This is a genomic window from Labrys sedimenti, assembly GCF_034424805.1.
Classification (GTDB): domain Bacteria; phylum Pseudomonadota; class Alphaproteobacteria; order Rhizobiales; family Labraceae; genus Labrys; species Labrys sedimenti.
The window spans coordinates 226589-243100 of record NZ_JAXOUF010000008.1 but is presented as its reverse complement, the minus strand read 5'-3'; the positions used below and the strand labels follow the sequence as shown (position 1 = coordinate 243100).

The 16512-nt window shown below is 64.3% G+C and carries 12 protein-coding genes; 11 read left to right on the top strand and 1 reads right to left on the bottom strand.

Annotated elements, in window-relative coordinates; all coding sequences use genetic code 11:
* Nucleotides 1-3: 3 nt before the first annotated feature.
* The 10 genes from U1R88_RS22615 to U1R88_RS22570 all read left to right on the top strand — a co-directional run bounded on the left by U1R88_RS22615 (nucleotide 4) and on the right by U1R88_RS22570 (nucleotide 13530).
* Complete coding sequence (locus U1R88_RS22615) at nucleotides 4-1809, top strand: amidohydrolase (RefSeq protein WP_322433275.1); 1806 nt, start codon at nucleotides 4-6, stop codon at nucleotides 1807-1809.
* 222 nt (nucleotides 1810-2031) lie between these two features.
* Complete coding sequence (locus U1R88_RS22610) at nucleotides 2032-3093, top strand: ABC transporter ATP-binding protein (protein WP_322433274.1); 1062 nt, start codon at nucleotides 2032-2034, stop codon at nucleotides 3091-3093.
* A 244-nt stretch (nucleotides 3094-3337) separates the two neighbouring features.
* Nucleotides 3338-4924 carry a type 2 periplasmic-binding domain-containing protein gene (locus U1R88_RS22605; protein WP_425545469.1) on the top strand — a complete coding sequence of 529 codons (1587 nt, stop codon included), beginning with the start codon at nucleotides 3338-3340 and terminating at the stop codon, nucleotides 4922-4924.
* A gap of 197 nt (nucleotides 4925-5121) precedes the next feature.
* Nucleotides 5122-6225, top strand: coding sequence for a carbohydrate ABC transporter permease (locus tag U1R88_RS22600; RefSeq protein WP_322433272.1), 1104 nt, complete (start codon nucleotides 5122-5124; stop codon nucleotides 6223-6225).
* A gap of 16 nt (nucleotides 6226-6241) precedes the next feature.
* The gene (locus U1R88_RS22595) at nucleotides 6242-7162 is read left to right on the top strand and encodes a carbohydrate ABC transporter permease (RefSeq protein ID WP_322433271.1); all 921 of its coding nucleotides are present in this window, start codon (nucleotides 6242-6244) and stop codon (nucleotides 7160-7162) included.
* A gap of 177 nt (nucleotides 7163-7339) precedes the next feature.
* Nucleotides 7340-8506, top strand: coding sequence for a phosphoserine transaminase (locus tag U1R88_RS22590; RefSeq protein ID WP_068289373.1), 1167 nt, complete (start codon nucleotides 7340-7342; stop codon nucleotides 8504-8506).
* Between the two features lie 157 nt (nucleotides 8507-8663).
* Nucleotides 8664-10253: a phosphoglycerate dehydrogenase gene (gene serA / locus U1R88_RS22585; RefSeq protein ID WP_068289371.1), complete on the top strand. Its 1590-nt coding sequence runs from the start codon at nucleotides 8664-8666 to the stop codon at nucleotides 10251-10253.
* A 71-nt stretch (nucleotides 10254-10324) separates the two neighbouring features.
* The gene (locus U1R88_RS22580; protein ID WP_322433270.1) at nucleotides 10325-10666 is read left to right on the top strand and encodes an ADP-ribosylation/crystallin J1; all 342 of its coding nucleotides are present in this window, start codon (nucleotides 10325-10327) and stop codon (nucleotides 10664-10666) included.
* A 173-nt stretch (nucleotides 10667-10839) separates the two neighbouring features.
* On the top strand, nucleotides 10840-11697 hold the full coding sequence (locus tag U1R88_RS22575) for a type 1 glutamine amidotransferase (RefSeq protein ID WP_322433269.1): 858 nt from the start codon (nucleotides 10840-10842) through the stop codon (nucleotides 11695-11697).
* Between the two features lie 201 nt (nucleotides 11698-11898).
* Nucleotides 11899-13530 carry a mucoidy inhibitor MuiA family protein gene (locus U1R88_RS22570; protein ID WP_322433268.1) on the top strand — a complete coding sequence of 544 codons (1632 nt, stop codon included), beginning with the start codon at nucleotides 11899-11901 and terminating at the stop codon, nucleotides 13528-13530.
* Nucleotides 13531-13592: 62 nt separating this feature from the next.
* Here U1R88_RS22570 and U1R88_RS22565 read toward each other — a convergent pair whose 3' ends face one another.
* A complete protein-coding gene (locus U1R88_RS22565) occupies nucleotides 13593-15155 on the bottom strand; it encodes a mannitol dehydrogenase family protein (protein ID WP_322433267.1) in 1563 nt (520 codons plus the stop codon).
* Nucleotides 15156-15712: 557 nt separating this feature from the next.
* Between U1R88_RS22565 and U1R88_RS22560 the strand changes: the two genes are divergently transcribed.
* Entirely contained in the window at nucleotides 15713-16486 is a 774-nt protein-coding gene (locus U1R88_RS22560; protein ID WP_068289354.1) for a ferredoxin--NADP reductase, read from the top strand.
* The last annotated feature ends 26 nt before the right edge of the window (nucleotides 16487-16512 follow it).

The following is a 16512-nucleotide window of genomic DNA, read 5'->3' as shown; positions in this document are numbered from 1 at the left end:
AAGATGATTAGCCACAGCCTGAAGGCAGGCTTGTTCTGTACGGCCTTCGCCGCAATCTCGGCACTCGGTTCAACCGGCGCCAATGCCCAGGAGAGCAGACCCGCCGATACTGTCTATCTCAACGGCACGATCTACACCGCCGACAGCAAGGACAGCATGGCCGAGGCCCTGGCCGTGCGCGAGGGACGAATCGTCTTCGTCGGTACGGGTGCGGATGCCAAGCCCCATATCGGTCCCAAGACCAAGGTGGTCGATCTCGGCGGCCGCATGGCCATGCCCGGCCTGATCGACGGCCATATGCATCCCCTCGGCGGCGGCAAGAGCCTGACGGGATGCAATCTCAACTATGCCGCCCTCACCCTCGACCAGACCCTGGCCGCCATCCAGGCCTGCCTCGACCAGGAAGCGAAAGCAGGGGACGACGACTTCCTGATCGTCAACAACTGGTTCCGCCAGAAGATGCTGCCCGCCGGCTCCGACATGGCCCGCGGCGAGCTCGACAGGCTCAAGACCAAGCGTCCCATCCTGGTGATCAATTTCGACTACCATTCCAAGCTCGCCAACAGCCGGGCCCTGACGCTGGCCAAGGTCACCAAGGACACGCCGGATCCCAAGGACGGCAAGATCGTGCGCGACGCCGCCGGCGAGCCGACCGGCATGCTGGAAGATGGCGGCGACACAGCCGTGATGGCGGCGATGCCCAAGCTCTCGCCCGAACAGGAGGCCGAGCAGAATCTCGCCTTCGGGCGCACCGCTCTGGAGGCCCTGCGCAAGGGCGGCATCACCAGCTTCCTGGAGGCGGCGGCCGACGAGAGCGAAATGACGGCCTGGGCCACCTTGCAAAAGCAAGGCGAATTGACAGCGCGCGCCCATCTGGCGCCGAAACTGGCAACCGATACCGACCAGAGCGCCGACGCCCACGTCCAGCGAGTTCGCACGCTCGCCGCCCGCTTCGATCAGGGCCCGCTGCAGCCGGAACCCGGCATCACCCTGCGCAACGCCAAGATCTTCATGGACGGCGTGATTCAGGCGCCGGCCCAGACCGGCTATGTGCTGGCCCCCTATTTCGTCAACAAGGGCAGCACCGACAAGCCGGACTGGCAGCCCGGCACGGAGCGCGGCGCACTCTATGTCCAGCCCGACCGCCTCACCCCGCTGCTGATCGGGCTCGCCGAAGCCGGCATCGATCCCCATCTGCACACGGATGGCGACGGCGCCGTCAATGTCACGCTCAACGCGATCGAAGCCATGCGCGCCAAGGTGCCGGGCAAGGACATCCGGCCGGCGCTGGCGCATAACGAGATGGTCGATCCGGCCGACCTGCCGCGCTTCGCCAAGCTCGGCGCCATTCCCGTGCTCTCCTTCCAATGGGGCGCAGCCTCACCCGACCAGGTTGCGGCCATCAAGGAACAGGCCGGCCCCAAGCGCCTGCCCTTCGTCGAGCCCTATGGCCAGATCTTCAAGGCTGGCGCACGGGTCGCCTTCGGCAGCGACTGGCCGGTGGATCCGCTCAACGAATGGTATGCCTTCCAGATCGCCGTCACCCGCAGCGATCCGAGCAATCCGGGTAAGCTCAATGCCGATCCCGGCCTGAGCATCGGCGAGGCCTTGAAGGCAGCCACCATCCACGCCGCCTATGAGCTGCATCAGGACGAGGTGACCGGTTCGCTGGAGCCCGGCAAGTTCGCCGATCTGATCGTGCTGGATCGCAACCCGCTCAAGATTCCCGTGGAGGAGGTTTCCAGGACGGCGGTGCTGCTGACGGTGGTGGGCGGCAAGGAGGTCTACCGCGCCGAAGGGTTCAAATAGGAGAAGTCATCCCGCACGCATCTGCAGCGCATAGCGATGCGATGCAGATGCGGGACCGCCCTCAAGAGAGGGCGCCTTTCTCCTCCCGCGGTCCCGTGTCTGCGCCGCACCGCTTCGCTCTGCAGCGCGCACGGGATGACCATAGTCCTGCCCTTGCCGAATGGCGAAGCATTCGGCTACCAATCCTCGTCAGACAAATCCAGTCAGAGGGAACCTCGCCGCATGGCCTCAGTCGATGTCGTCGACGTCAAGAAATCCTATGGCGCCCAGAAGGTCATCCACGGCGTGTCGATCACCATCGAGGACGGCGAGTTCGTCACCCTGGTCGGGCCCTCGGGCTGCGGCAAGTCCACGCTGCTGCGCATGATCGCCGGCCTGGAACCGATCACCGAGGGCACCCTCAAGATCGGCGACCGCCAGGTCAACGACCTGCCGCCGCGCGATCGCGATATCGCCATGGTGTTCCAGTCCTACGCGCTCTATCCGCATAAGACGGTGGCGGAGAACATGGGCTTCGCGCTCAAGATCCGGAAGACGCCGAAAGCCGAGATCGACGAGCGGGTGAAGCGGGCGGCCGAGATCCTCGACCTCGGCCCCTATCTGGCGCGCTATCCGCGCCAGCTCTCCGGCGGCCAGCGCCAGCGCGTCGCCATGGGCCGGGCCATCGTGCGCGCGCCCCAGGTGTTCCTGTTCGACGAACCGCTCTCCAATCTCGACGCCAAGCTGCGCGTGCAGATGCGTGCCGAGATCAAGGAGCTGCATCAGCGCCTGAAGACCACCACCATCTATGTCACCCACGACCAGATCGAGGCCATGACCATGGCCGATCGCATCGTGGTGCTGCATGACGGCATCATCGAGCAGATCGGTTCGCCGCTGCAGCTCTATGACCGTCCGGCAAACCTGTTCGTCGCCGGCTTCATCGGTTCGCCCGCCATGAATTTCATCAAGGGCCGCCTGGAAACCAGCCCGGCGCCGCGTTTCGTCACCGATGACGGCGTGGAATTGCCGGTGCCCGCCATCCCGGCCGGCAGCGAGGGCCGGCGCGTCGTCTATGGCATCCGCCCCGAGCATTTTTCGCTCGGCGGCAGCCTGCAGGCCAGGATCACCGTGGTGGAGCCCACCGGCGCCGAAACCCAGGTCTTTGCCCAGCTGGGTGCGCAGAAGATTCTGGGTGTCTTCCGCGAACGTGTCGGCGCGGGTTCTGGCGAAACCCTGGCGCTGCAGCCCGATCTGGCCGCCGTGCATCTATTCGATGCCGAGAGCGGTTTGAGATTGAATTGAGACCCGAAATGGTCTGACCTTTTTGTTGACGAGAGCGGGGTGCCTTCCTAGCATCCGCACACTTCGCCACAACCCGACGTTGCCGAAGCTTCAGAAAAAGACACCGTCCGCTGCCACACGGCCAAGAACAAGACCAGCCATTCAGACCGGGAGAATCGACGTGAAAACGGAAGACTACAAACATCTCCTCGCCCTGCAGGCGAGCCGCCGCGGCTTGCTCAAGGGAGCCGCCAGCGTCGGCGCCATGGCCGCCATGGGCAGCCTCGGGTTCGCGGCCGCCACCCAGCCGGCGATGGCGGACGAAGCCGGCGACCTCAGGGCCAAGATCCTGCAGATCCCCGGGGTCGGCAAGGGTTCGCCCACCGATGCGGACTGGCAGAAGGTCGGCGAGCTCTGCCTCGGCGCCACCAAGGCTTCCATCAAGGAAGGCGAGTTCAAGGGCGTCGAGCTTTCGTTCATGGGGCTCAACAACCAGAACCTGCACAACCTGCTGTTCCGCGGCTTCCTCAAGCCCTGGGAGGCCTATACCGGCGCCAAGATCAACTGGATCGACCTCGCCCAGGCCGACTACAATCCACGCCTGCAGCAGGCCATCGCCACCGGCACGGTCGATTTCGATCTGCTCGAGATGGGCGCGCCCTTCGAGGGCGACGTCTGCGGCAAGGGCCTGGCTTCGGAAATGCCGGACTGGGTGAAGAAGCAGATCGACATGGACGACCTGGTTTCCTACCTCAAGCCGCCCGTCGGCACCTGGGACGGCAAGCAGTACCGCGTCACCATCGACGGCGACACCCACAATTTCAACTACCGCACCGACTACTTCAAGGACGAGGCCCTGGCCAAGGCCTGGAAGGAAGCCGGCAACACCACCGAATGGGCGGTGCCCCGTACCTGGCAGCAGGTGCAGGCGGTGACCAAGTTCCTCAAGGGCAAGCAAGTCGACGGCCAGGATGCCTATGGCTATCTCGACGCCTGCAAGGCCTGGGGCGGCTTCGGCTTCTATTTCCTCGGCAGCCGCGCCACCGCCTATGCCAAGCACCCCGACGACAAGGCCTGGCTGTTCGACGTCGACACCATGAAGCCGCGCATCAACAATCCGGCCTGGGTGCGCGCCATCCAGGACGTGCTCGATGCCCTGCCCTCCGAGCCCGCCGACCAGCTCAATGCCGACCCCAACACCACGGGCTTCCAGCAATTCCTCGGCGGTACCGGCTCGATGTGCGTGTGGTGGGGCGACATCGGCTCCAACGCCAAGACCAACGACTCCTCGGTCATCGGCGACAAATGCGGCTTCGACATCCTGCCCGGCTCCGACGACGTCTACAATGCGAAGACCGGCAAGTGGGACAAGCTGGCAAGCGGCCCCAACTTCGCACCGAACCTGGCCTATCTCGGCTGGGGCGTCTATGTGATGGCCCGCGTCGACAAGGACGAGAAGAAGCATAAGGCTGCCTGGAGCGCCGCCGCCCATCTCGGCGGCAAGGACCTGGCGCTGTGGACGGCGGTCTATCCCTCCGGCTTCCAATGCTATCGCAACAGCCAGCACAATATCGATGAGTGGGTGGCGGCCGGCTACGACAAGGCCTTCATCTCCAACTATCTGGACTCGCAGTTCAACTCCTACAACCACCCCAACGGAGCGATCGAGCCGCGCATCCCCGGCATCTTCCAATATTACAGCCTGGCCGAGGACATCCTCGCCAAGATCTATGCCGGCCAGCTCAAGGCCCAGGAAGGCGCCGACCAGATCGCCGCGGCCTGGGAAAAGCTGACCGACCAGATCGGCCGCGACAAGCAGATCAAGCTCTACAAGGCTTCGCTGGGGCTGTAGTCTGCGTACTACCGCCGCCGACAAAAGTTCCTTCTCCCCCTTGCGGGAGAAGGTCCCGGCAGGGGGATGAGGTGTGGATGCGCCATACCTTGTAAGCTTGGCGAGCCCCCTCATCCGCCCCTTCGGGGCACCTTCTCCTGCGAGGGGAGAAGGAAGGCTGCGCCTCTATAATTTGCTGTTGCGTCAACAGGCTCCCGATGTCCTCACTTGCCACGGCTTCCGCCAGGAATTCTTCCGCCATCCCGAGCAGTCGCATCCTCCTCGGGCGCGTTCTGATCGGGCTGGCCTCCGTCCTCCTCGTCGTTGCCGCCCTGGTGCAGTTCCTGCACGAGAACCAGGGCCTGGCCCTCGGCTTCGACAACTGGCGGCCCGTGCTCTACGCCTTCGTGCTGTGGTCGGTGGCGCTCGGCGTCGCCCAAGTGCTGATGCGGGGGGAAGCGGGCGAGCGCGCCCTGTTCATCCTGCCGGCCGTGCTGTTCACCGTGGCGATGGTGATCTTCCCCACCATTTTCGGCTTCTATATCGCCCTGACCGACTGGAACCTCTCCTCCTTCGCCGGCCAGCGCTTCAATGGCATCGACAATCTCGTCACGCTCTTCCACGACCCCGATTTCTGGAACGCCCTCGCCAACATGGTGTTCTACGTGGCTATGGTGCTTGTGGAATACGCCATCGCCTTCGGCCTTGCGCTCCTGCTCAATGCCGAGATCAAGGCCCGCAAATTCTTCCGCGTCGCCTTCCTCCTGCCCTTCATGCTCAGCCCCGTGGCGGTGAGCTGGATGGTCGGCAAGTCGATGATGGAATATCGCTACGGGCCGGTGGCGCGGCTGATGCGGGAACTGGGCTGGTCGCAGCCGACCTTCTTCACCCAGCCCTGGATCGCCCGCCTCTCGATCGAGGCGATGGATGCCTGGGTTTCCATTCCCTTCCTGATGATCCTGCTGCTCGCCGGCCTGCAGGCTTTGCCCAAGGAGGTGATGGAAGCCTCCAAGATCGACGGCGCCTCGGGCTGGCAGCAGTTCAAGGAGATGATCTTCCCCCTGATGCTGCCCGTCTCGATCACGGCGATCGTGCTGCGCATCATCTTCAAGCTCAAGCTCGCCGACATCGTGATCAACACCACCTCCGGTGGGCCAGGCGGGGCGACGGATACGGTATCGAGCTTCATCTACCGCGAATACCGGGACCGCTCGAATGTCGGCTACGGCACCATGCTGGCGATGTTCTATCTGGTGGTGATCATCGTCTTCGTCACAGTGCTCCTGAACATCGCCAACCGCTTCATGCAGCGCAGCAGCTGACCGGGAAGGGATCGACATGACGACGACAGCCATCCCGACGGCGGCGCCCCGCGATACCGCCTTCCGCCTGACCACCGTGCTCAGCCGCGTGCTGATCTATGGCGCGCTGATCGCCTGGGCCTTCATCTGCCTGTTTCCGATCTATTGGACGCTGACCACCTCGATGAAATCGGCGGTCGACGTCACCCAGGGCCATCTCATTCCCTGGCTCGACTTCCAGCCCGACTGGAAGGGCTGGCGCTCGCTCGGCCTGTCGCCCGATACGCTCGGCTCGACCTCGACGGTGCGTTCGGAATTCCTGTCGCGTTTCCTGAACAGCGTGATCACCTCGCTCGGATCCTCGCTGCTCGCCGTGGTGCTCGGCTCCCTCGCCGCCTATGGCCTCAGCCGTTTCCAGTACAAGTTCGGCTGGATGCGCAATCGCGACATCTCCTTCTTCTTCCTGTCGCAGCTGATCCTGCCGCCGGTGGTGCTGGCCCTGCCCTTCCTGGTGCTTTACCGTGAGCTCGCTTTGCTCGACACCCGCATCGGCCTGATCCTGCTCTACACGCTGACCGTGCTGCCGATCGTGATCTGGATCATGCGCGACCAGTTCGACACCATCCCCACCGAGCTCGACGAGGCCGCTTTGGTCGACGGCCTGTCGCTCTGGGGCGCCTTCTGGCACATCATCCTGCCGATCGCCCTGCCCGGCATGGTGGCTGCCTTCATCCTGGCGCTGGTGCTGACCTGGAACGAATATTTCTTCGCCGCCTTGCTGACCTCCTCGGATGCCAAGACCCTGCCGGTGATGGTGGCGAGCCAGACCGGCTCGCAGGGCATCAACTGGTGGTCGATGGCGGCGCTCGCCACCACGGCGATCGCCCCGCTCGCTCTGATCGGCATCTTCCTGGAGCGCTATATCGTCAAGGGCCTGACGGCCGGCTCGGTGAAATGACGGGTAAGCCCGGTCGTGGCGTTTGTACCACGGTCGGACTGTCGAAAGGCTTACGTCAAAGTTTCCTCTATCCGACCATCAAAAGTCTCTTGACGTCATCCTCGCCACAGCGCATACGGGCTGCGGGACATTCCTCCCCAACGAGGAACGCCCATCTGCGAGGATGGAGACATCGCGATGACACTGCAAGTGCCAGCGGCAAAGCCCGCTGTCGTCAACTTTTCGTCCGGCCCCTGCGCCAAGCGCCCCGGATGGACCCCCGAAGCCCTCAAATCTGCCGCCCTCGGCCGTTCGCATCGTGCGAAGCTTGGCAAGACCAAGCTCGAACAGGCGATCGAGCTGACCCGTGACGTGCTCGGCGTGCCGGCGGACTACCGCATCGGCATCGTGCCGGCTTCCGACACGGGTGCCGTCGAGATGGCGCTGTGGTCCCTGCTCGGCGCCCGCGGCGTCGACGTACTGGCCTGGGAATCCTTCGGCGCCGAATGGGTCACCGACGTCGTCAAGCAACTGAAGCTGGATGATGCCCGCATCTTCAAGGCCGGCTATGGCGACATCGTCGATATCAGCGAGATCGACGCCAGGAATCGCGACATCGTCTTCACTTGGAACGGCACCACCTCCGGCGTGCGCGTACCGAATGCCGACTGGATCCCGGCCGATCGGGAAGGCCTCACGATCTGCGATGCCACCTCGGCCGCCTTCGCCCAGCGTCTCGACTGGGCCAAGCTCGATGTCGTCACCTTCTCCTGGCAGAAGGCCCTCGGCGGCGAGGCAGCCCATGGCATGCTCGTCCTCTCGCCCCGCGCCGTCGCCCGGCTGGAGAGCTATACGCCGGCCTGGCCGCTGCCCAAGATCTTCCGCCTGACGAAGGGCGGCAAGCTGATCGAGGGCATTTTCAAAGGCGAGACCATCAACACGCCCTCGATGCTCTGCGTGGAGGATTATCTCGACGCGCTGAACTGGGCCAAGGCCATGGGCAGCCTCGACGGGCTGATCGCCCGGGCCGACGCCAACCTCGCCGCCATCGAGCGCTTCGTCGAGAAGACGCCCTGGATCGACTTCCTGGCCAAGGACCCGGCCACCCGCTCCAACACCTCGGTCTGCCTGAAGGTGGTGGATGAGCGGGTGGCGGCACTCCCGCCCGAAGGGCAGGCCGCCTTCGCCAAGGCTCTCTCCTCCGCCATCGAAGCGGAGAAGGCAGGGCTCGACATCGGCTCCTATCGCGACGCGCCTCCGGGCCTGCGCATCTGGTGCGGCGCCACGGTGGAGACCGCCGATGTCGAGGCGCTGATGCCCTGGCTCGACTGGTCGTTCCACAAGGCAATTGCCACGCTCGGCTGAATTCTTCCCTGGGACCGCCGGCATCCTGCCGGCTCTTCGGAAACACGACGTTTCCGGAATGAGGCCGACAAGAGATCGGCGGCCCCAGCAGCATCATCTTCTGCAAAGAATCCCGTTTCCATAAGCGGGCAGATGCCCGCGCTCCAGGAGAGCTTCCATGACTGCTCCCAAAGTCCTGATTTCCGACGCCCTGTCCCCCGCCGCCGTCCAGATCTTCAAGGATCGCGGCATCGAAGTCGATTTCCAGCCCGCCCTCGGCAAGGACAAGGACAAGCTCGCCGAGATCATCGGCAATTATGACGGCCTCGCCATCCGCTCGGCCACCAAGGTCACCTCGGCCATCCTCGCCAAGGCCACCAATCTCAAGGTGATCGGCCGCGCGGGCATCGGCGTCGACAATGTCGACATCCCGGCCGCCACCGCCCGCGGCGTGATCGTGATGAACACGCCCTTCGGCAATTCCATCACCACCGCTGAGCACGCCATCGCCATGATGTTCGCGCTGGCCCGCGAGATCCCCGCCGCCGACGCCTCCACCCAGGCCGGCAAATGGGAGAAGAACCGCTTCATGGGCGTCGAGATCACCGGCAAGGTGCTCGGCATCATCGGCTGCGGCAATATCGGCTCGATCGTCGCCGACCGTGCCGTCGGCCTCAAAATGCGCGTCATCGCCTTCGACCCGTTCCTCAGCGCCGAACGCGCGCTGGAACTGGGCGTGGAGAAGGTCGAACTCGACGACCTGCTCGCCCGGGCCGAGATCATCACCCTACACACGCCGATGACACCGCAGACCCGCAACATCCTGTCGCGCGAGGCCCTGGCCAAGACGCGCCCCGGCGTGCGCATCATCAACTGCGCCCGCGGCGGCCTGGTCGACGAGGAGGCTCTCGCCGAGCTCCTGAAATCCGGCCATGTCGCCGGCGCCGCCCTTGATGTCTTCGTCGAGGAACCGGCTACGGCGAACCCGCTTTTCGGCCTGCCCAATGTCGTCTGCACGCCGCATCTGGGTGCTTCGACGACCGAAGCCCAGGAGAACGTCGCTCTGCAGGTCGCCGAGCAGATGTCGGACTACCTCCTGCGCGGCGCCATCTCCAACGCCGTCAACTTCCCCTCGATCACCGCGGAAGAGGCCCCGCGCCTCAAGCCCTATATCTCACTTGCCGAAAAGCTCGGCTCCTTTGCCGGCCAGCTCACCGAGACCGACATCAAGACCATCCGTATCGTCTATGAGGGCGATGTCGCCCACATGAAGATCAAGGCGCTGACGTCAGCCGCGGTGGCGGGCCTGCTGCGTCCGGCTTTGGCCGACATCAACATCGTGGCCGCGCCGAGCGTGGCGCGCGAGCGCGGCATCGTCATCGAGGAGACCACGCGCGAGAAGACGGGCGACCATGACAGCCTGATCACGCTCGAGGTCGAGACCGAGAACCTGACCCGGGCCGTCGCCGGCACCATCATCGCCGGCACCAAGCCGCGCATCGTGCAGATCAAGGGCATCAACGTGGAGGCGGACCTACTGCCGCGCATGCTCTACATCACCAACCACGACCGCCCCGGCTTCATCGGTCGCATCGGCACGCTGCTCGGCGAGAACGGCATCAACATCGCCCATATGCAGTTTGGACGTGACTTCGAAGGCGGCAATGCCATTGCCCTGGTCGGTATCGACCAGGTGGTGGGTGAGACCCTGCTCAAGGAGATCAACACCATTCCGAATGTGGTGCAGGTGAAGGCGCTGACGTTCTGATAGAGCGACAGCCATTGGCAAGGCGCCGGTGTCCATTCTGATGGAGGGGCACCGGCAAGGAAGGGTGCAATATGGCCGGCGTAACACTATGGCGCCCTGTCGGTCCGGAGGAACTGGCACTGATCCGCGCAAGCGGGATGAAGGCGTTCCCTCCGCGCCTTCCCGACCAGCCGATATTCTACCCCGTCACGACGCACGCCTATGCCGTGAAGATCGCCCGGGACTGGAATGTACCGGCCAGTGGCTCCGGTTTCGTGACTCGCTTTGAAGTCGAGCAGGCCATCCTTGAGCGCTATGCGGTCCAAGAGGCCGGCGGCAAGGATCATCAGGAATACTGGATCCCGGCGGACGATCTTCCCGCCTTCAATGCCGCCATCATCGGCGAGATCGAGATCGTCGACTCCTTTCCCTGAGCGAGGCCCTGCTCCGGCTGATTTGTACCGAGAAAATCTTCGGGGGGCGCATACCAAACGCTTCATTTTGCCGCCCTGGCCCCCATCTTGTACGGATCGTTACTCTTCGCTCTTCCCCGCCGGCCCGCAGGCTGCTAAACCCGGTCGCGGCAAAATGTGATCACAGGTGAGCAATGCGTCTCCTCGTCGTCGAAGGCAATGTCCGTGCAGCGCGTGAACGTCACCGCGCGACCTACGGCCTCACGCCGTCGGAATCCTATGCGGCGGTGCTGAAGAGCTTGGCACCGGACGCGATCTGCGACATCGCTTTGCCCGCCGACGAGGGTGCCAACCTGCCGGATGCTGCCGGCCTCGAGAGCTATGACGGTGTCGTCATCACCGGCTCCGGCCTCAACATCTGGAAGGCCGAGCCCGAATCGATGCGCCAGGTCGAGCTGGCCCGCGAGGTCTATAAATCGGGCACGCCCTTCTTCGGCTCCTGCTGGGGCCTGCAGGTGGCGACCGTCGCCGCCGGCGGCTCGGTGCGATCCAATCCCAAGGGCCGCGAAGTCGGCATCGCGCGCGACATCACACTGACGGCCGAGGGGCGCGAGCATCCGCTCTATACCGGCAAGGCGCCCATCTTCACCAGCCCGTGCGTGCATGGCGACGAGGTCGAGGCACTGCCGGAAGGCGCCATCGTGCTCGCCAGCAATACGGTGAGCGACGTACAGGCCGTCGACATCAGCCATGATGGCGGTCGCTTCTGGGGCATCCAGTACCATCCCGAATTCTCGCTCAACGAGTTGACGGTGATCATGCGCCGCTACAAGCCCACCTTGCTCGCCGAGAGCTTCTTCCGCGACGAAAAGGCTGTCGATGGCTGGATTGCCGATCTGGAGGCGCTGGTCGCCGACAAGCGCCGCACCGACATCTCCTGGCGCTACGGCATCGGCCCCGACATCCTCGACGCCCGCCGCCGGCTGCGGGAGATCGAGAACTTCATCGAGTTGCGCGTGAAGCCGGTGATCTCCGAACGCGGGCGCGGCTGAGACAGGCATTACCGCGTCACCGGTGCTGACGCTCAGAGCGCAATCCAGCCTTGGTGTGCCGATCTGGAGATCGGCACACCGTGCTTCCGGGGCTTCACCTTAAAGGTACCCACCCTGTTTCCCCCGATACAGCTCAAGGTTGCCGTCGCCATGCCGCCGCAATCCTGTCCTCCCATGGCGGTCCCGCAACGGAGATCCACCATGTCCCCCGTCCCCCGCCTCGCTCTTACCGCCCTTCTGCTACTCGGCACCGCGCCGGTCTTTGCAGGAGATCTGGGGGTGCAGTCGAAAATCGACGCCGTTTCTGTCTATCCCGACGGCGCCACGGTCACGCGCGTGATCGAGTTCGACATACCGGCGGGCGAGAGCGTGCTGGTCGCCAAGGATTTGCCCTCAGGTCTCGACGCCGCCTCGATCCGGGTCGACATGCGCGAGGCCGCTGGTGTCTCCCTAGCGGGAACCGACATCGCCAATGCCCTGAGCGACGGCCCCGTGCCGGATGCCGCCGCGAGCAAGAGCCTGCAGGATCTCAAGGATCAGCGCGAGGGTCTGGCCGGGATCGGCAAGGCCCTGCTCGCCAAGCGCGGCCTGATCGAGCGCTTCGCCAATGGCGCCACCTTCAACGCTGCCAAGGAGGGCAGCAACGTCGCTGCCCTGCGCGGCGCCTGGAACGCCGTCGGCGACGACATGATCGAAGTCAACGAAGCCCTGCGCCAGAACGCGCTCAAGATCCGCGATCTCGACGAGGACATCGCCAGGCTGCAGAGCCAGCGTGACGGCCGCCCCGAAGGCCAGAAGCGCACGCAGCTGCGCCTCTCGGTCAATGCCGAGCAGGCCATCAAAGGCCGCATCGCGATTTCCTATCTGATCGGCAATGCGGGCTGGACGCCGCTCTATGATGCGCGGCTCGACAGCGAGAAGGGTGAACTCGAACTCGTCAGGCGAGCCAAGGTCACACAGGCGACCGGCGAGGACTGGAGCGACGTCGCGCTTACCATCTCGACCGCCCGCGCCACCACGGGCGCCGCACCTCCCAAGCTTGTCAGCTATGTCCTCAATTTCCAGCCCGACTATGACGTGCTGCCGGCCGATGCCCTGGCGCGCAGCCGCGCCGAAGAGAACGAAGCGCGCCAGGCCCCGCAGGCTACCCAGGCAGCACCGGCCAAGCCGCGTCCCGGGCGTGAGGTCGAGGCCCAACTGAACACCGCCGGCTACCAGAGCGTGTGGGCCCTTCCGGCCCGCGCCAGCGTGCCCTCGGGACCGGGCTCTAAGGCGCTCCGCCTCGCCTCCGCCACGCTCACGCCGGACATCGTGGCACGCGCCGTGCCATCCCTGCAGCAGACCGCCTTTCTCGAAGCCAGCTTCAGCAATGGCGAGGACACCCCGCTCTTCCCGGGTTCCGTCTCGATCTATCGCGACGGCCTTTATGCCGGCCAGACCGCCATGCCGCTCGCCACCAAGGGAGAACCCGTGCGCCTCGGCTTCGGCGCCGATGATCGCATCAAGGTGGAACGGGCCGTGACGCGCAAGGTGGAAAGCAACATCGGCATCGCTCGCCCCACCACCAGTGAAAGGCGCGACTACAAGATCAGCCTGCGCAATGGCCGCGCCACCGCCATCAAGCTATCGATCGAGGAGGCCCTGCCGGTCGCAGAGAACAAGGACATCAAGGTGGAACCCTCCGCCCAGATGACCCCGCCGACCCAGCGCGATGCCGACAACCGCCGCGGCGTGCTGGTCTGGACGGTGGATCTCGCCCCCGGCGCCGCCAAGGACATCAATTTCGGCTACAAGGTCACCTGGCCAGGCGCCGAGACAATCAATCTGGATTGAGGCTTTTCAGAATGTATCGCGACTGCCTTCTTCCACAGGGGGAGAAGGATGCGATACCCCCCTCACGCCGTCTCGACCAGCAGCGCCTCCAGGGTCTGGCCAGCGGACGTCGCCTGGATGGAGGCGACATAGCCGGCATAGAGCTTGGCGAATTCCAGATGCTCGGCGAGGCCGAGTTTGGCGAAGGGGCTGGTGCGCAGGAGGTCGAGCGGGTTGCCGCCGCGGACGAGCTCCCAGTCTTGCTCGCTGAGGCGCGGCTCGACGACATCGAAAGCCTCGCCCCTGTCGTCCTTGCCATTGAGATAGGCCCCGAAACAGGCAAGGAAGAAGGCCTCGCGCCGGAGGTCGCCGCCATCGGCCAGCAGCATTTCCAGGGTCCTGGAGTGGAAGACCGGGATCTTGGCCGTAGTGTCGAAGGCGATGCGCAGCAGTTGATCATTGATCGCCGGGTTGGAGAAGCGCTCGAGCACCGCGTTCTTGTATGCTTCCAGCGAGACGCCCTTCGGCCCCTCGATGCGGGGAATCGCATCGCGATCGAGGAAGGTTTCCAGGAGCCGATACAGGCGGGTGTCACCGAGCGCCTCATGCACGATGCGGTACCCCAGGAGGATGCCGGGCATGGCCAGCAGGATGTGTGAGGCGTTGAGCATGCGCCCCTTCATGAACTCGAAGGCCGGCACATCGTCGCGCATCTCGACCCCGACCTCTTCGAAGGGCGGGCGCCCGGCCCGGAAATCGTCCTCCAGCACCCATTGGCTGAAGGTCTCACCCAAAGCGGGCACGGCATCGTCGATGTCGCTGCGCTTGTTGAGGCGCTCCTTCACCTCGGGCGGGATCTGCGGCGCGATGCGGTCGACCATCGAATTGGGGAAATCGACCTCGGCTTCGATCCAGGCCGCGAGCCCGGCATCGCGGGCGCGGGCAAAGGAGACGATGGCCGTGCGCGCCGTACCGCCATTGTGGCGGAGATTGTCGCAAGACATCACCGTGAACGGTTTCGTCCCCTGTTCGCGCCGGCGCCGCAGGGCCTCGACGATATAGCCGAAGGCCGTGCGCGGCGGACCGCCGGCCAGGTCGAGCACCACCTCCGGCGTATCGAGCTTGAACACGCCGGTGGTCTCGTCGAGATTGTAGCCGCCCTCGGTGATCGTCAGCGAAACGATGCGGGTATCGGCATGGCTGAGGCGGGCCAGCACGGCTTCGGGATCGTCGGGCGCATGGAGATAGTCCACCATGGCACCGATCACGCGGGTGGCCGCCGCGCCGTCGGGCGCATATTCGGTGACGGTGTAGAGGCAATCCTGGGCACGATAGGCCTCGGCCTTGGCCCGGGTGGCGGGGACGTCGATCAGTTCGACACCGCAGATGCCCCAGCCTTCATTGCCGGGCTTGTGCAGGCAGCGATCGACATAGACGGCCTGATGAACGCGATGGAAATTGCCTAGGCCGAAATGCACGATGCCCGGACGCACGGCGGAACGATCATACCCGGGAACGGCGATGGCAGCGCCGAGGCTTCCGAGGGTCTTCGAGGAAAGCTTCTTCAAGATCGTCTCCATGATGGCGGCGGCAGCCGCGATCCGGCGCCGTCTGTCGCGAAAGCCTCTTGCGATCTGATGCGTCATCAGGAATCGCAAAGGCGCGTCAAAACAAAGAGTTAGAGCAACGAAGCGTTTGCGGTTAAACGCGCTTTGCTCTAGCTCGAGCCGGCAAGACGGGCCTGCCCGAGCCTCCATGCTTCGGTGATGGATGCCGGACCGGGAACGGGGCTGCCCCTCCTGTTCTCGTCCAGCTGAAAGCGGCGACGCCCGACCGCAATCCGAAGGCGTGCCTGCAACAACCTATACTTGCCCCTCCTTCCGGCATTTTGGCAAGGACTTGTTGCAGGTGATCATTTTTCAGCTCGAAAATTCGTTTGCACACTAACGAATTTTGCCTAAAATCAGGGCGTCCACCGTGGATCGGTTCTAATTCACGCAATTCCTTGTTTATTTATTTGATTGCCAGATTATTTGCGGATATCTCCTCGGTGAGAATGAGTGACGACCTGAACAGAGTTTTCTGGCGAGGCCCATGGACGAGCCTCGCCAAGACACTCTGGAAAGTTTGATATCCTGCAGGTTCCTCCTGATCGGACCGCGGCCCGATCAGGAGGAACCTGCCTAGTGGCAAGGCGGCCAGCATGAGCAATTTCAACGAGGAACGGGTTCTGAGCGTCCATCATTGGACCGACAGGCTGTTCAGTTTCACCACCACGCGTGATCCGGGCTTCCGCTTCGAGAACGGCCAGTTCACCATGATCGGCCTGCCGGTCAATGGCCGTCCCCTGCTGCGCGCCTACAGCCTCGTCAGCGCCAACCACGAAGAAACGCTCGAATTCTTCTCCATCAAGGTTCAGGATGGGCCGTTGACCTCACGGCTGCAGCATCTGAAGGAAGGCGATGCCATCATCGTCGGCCGCAAGGCCACCGGCACGCTGCTGCTCGACAACCTCAAGCCCGGCCGCAACCTCTACCTGGTCGGCACCGGCACGGGCCTGGCTCCCTTCCTCAGCCTGATCAAGGATCCGGAGACCTATGCCCGCTTCGAGAAGATCGTGTTGATCCATGGCTGCCGCCAGGTCCAGGAACTGGCCTATGGCGAGCGCATCACCCATGAGCTTCCCGCCCATGAGTTCCTGGGCGAGGCCGTGCGCGAGCAGCTCATCTACTATCCGACCGTGACGCGCGAGGCCTTCCGCAACACCGGCCGCATCACCGACCTGATCAAGTCCGAAAAGCTGTTCGAGGATATCGGCCTGCCGCCGCTCGACGTCGAGCAAGACCGCGTGATGATCTGCGGCAGCCCCGAAATGCTGCGCGACCTCAAGGGCCTTCTGGAAGAACGTGGGGCCGTCGAGGGCAATCATGGCGAGCCGGGCGATTTCGTGATCGAAAAGGCCTTCGTGGACAAGTAGGCTCGGCGTCCACGTCTCGATTCGCC

Excerpts from the sequence above, each read along its gene's own strand:
- U1R88_RS22615 (WP_322433275.1), top strand. The coding sequence starts at position 4 with ATGATTAGCCACAGCCTGAAGGCAGGCTTGTTCTGTACGGCCTTCGCC.
- U1R88_RS22610 (WP_322433274.1), top strand. The coding sequence starts at position 2,032 with ATGGCCTCAGTCGATGTCGTCGACGTCAAGAAATCCTATGGCGCCCAG.
- U1R88_RS22605 (WP_425545469.1), top strand. The coding sequence starts at position 3,338 with ATGGCCGCCATGGGCAGCCTCGGGTTCGCGGCCGCCACCCAGCCGGCG.
- U1R88_RS22600 (WP_322433272.1), top strand. The coding sequence starts at position 5,122 with ATGTCCTCACTTGCCACGGCTTCCGCCAGGAATTCTTCCGCCATCCCG.
- U1R88_RS22595 (WP_322433271.1), top strand. The coding sequence starts at position 6,242 with ATGACGACGACAGCCATCCCGACGGCGGCGCCCCGCGATACCGCCTTC.
- U1R88_RS22590 (WP_068289373.1), top strand. The coding sequence starts at position 7,340 with ATGACACTGCAAGTGCCAGCGGCAAAGCCCGCTGTCGTCAACTTTTCG.
- serA (WP_068289371.1), top strand. The coding sequence starts at position 8,664 with ATGACTGCTCCCAAAGTCCTGATTTCCGACGCCCTGTCCCCCGCCGCC.
- U1R88_RS22580 (WP_322433270.1), top strand. The coding sequence starts at position 10,325 with ATGGCCGGCGTAACACTATGGCGCCCTGTCGGTCCGGAGGAACTGGCA.
- U1R88_RS22575 (WP_322433269.1), top strand. The coding sequence starts at position 10,840 with ATGCGTCTCCTCGTCGTCGAAGGCAATGTCCGTGCAGCGCGTGAACGT.
- U1R88_RS22570 (WP_322433268.1), top strand. The coding sequence starts at position 11,899 with ATGTCCCCCGTCCCCCGCCTCGCTCTTACCGCCCTTCTGCTACTCGGC.
- U1R88_RS22565 (WP_322433267.1), bottom strand. The coding sequence starts at position 15,155 with ATGACGCATCAGATCGCAAGAGGCTTTCGCGACAGACGGCGCCGGATC.
- U1R88_RS22560 (WP_068289354.1), top strand. The coding sequence starts at position 15,713 with ATGAGCAATTTCAACGAGGAACGGGTTCTGAGCGTCCATCATTGGACC.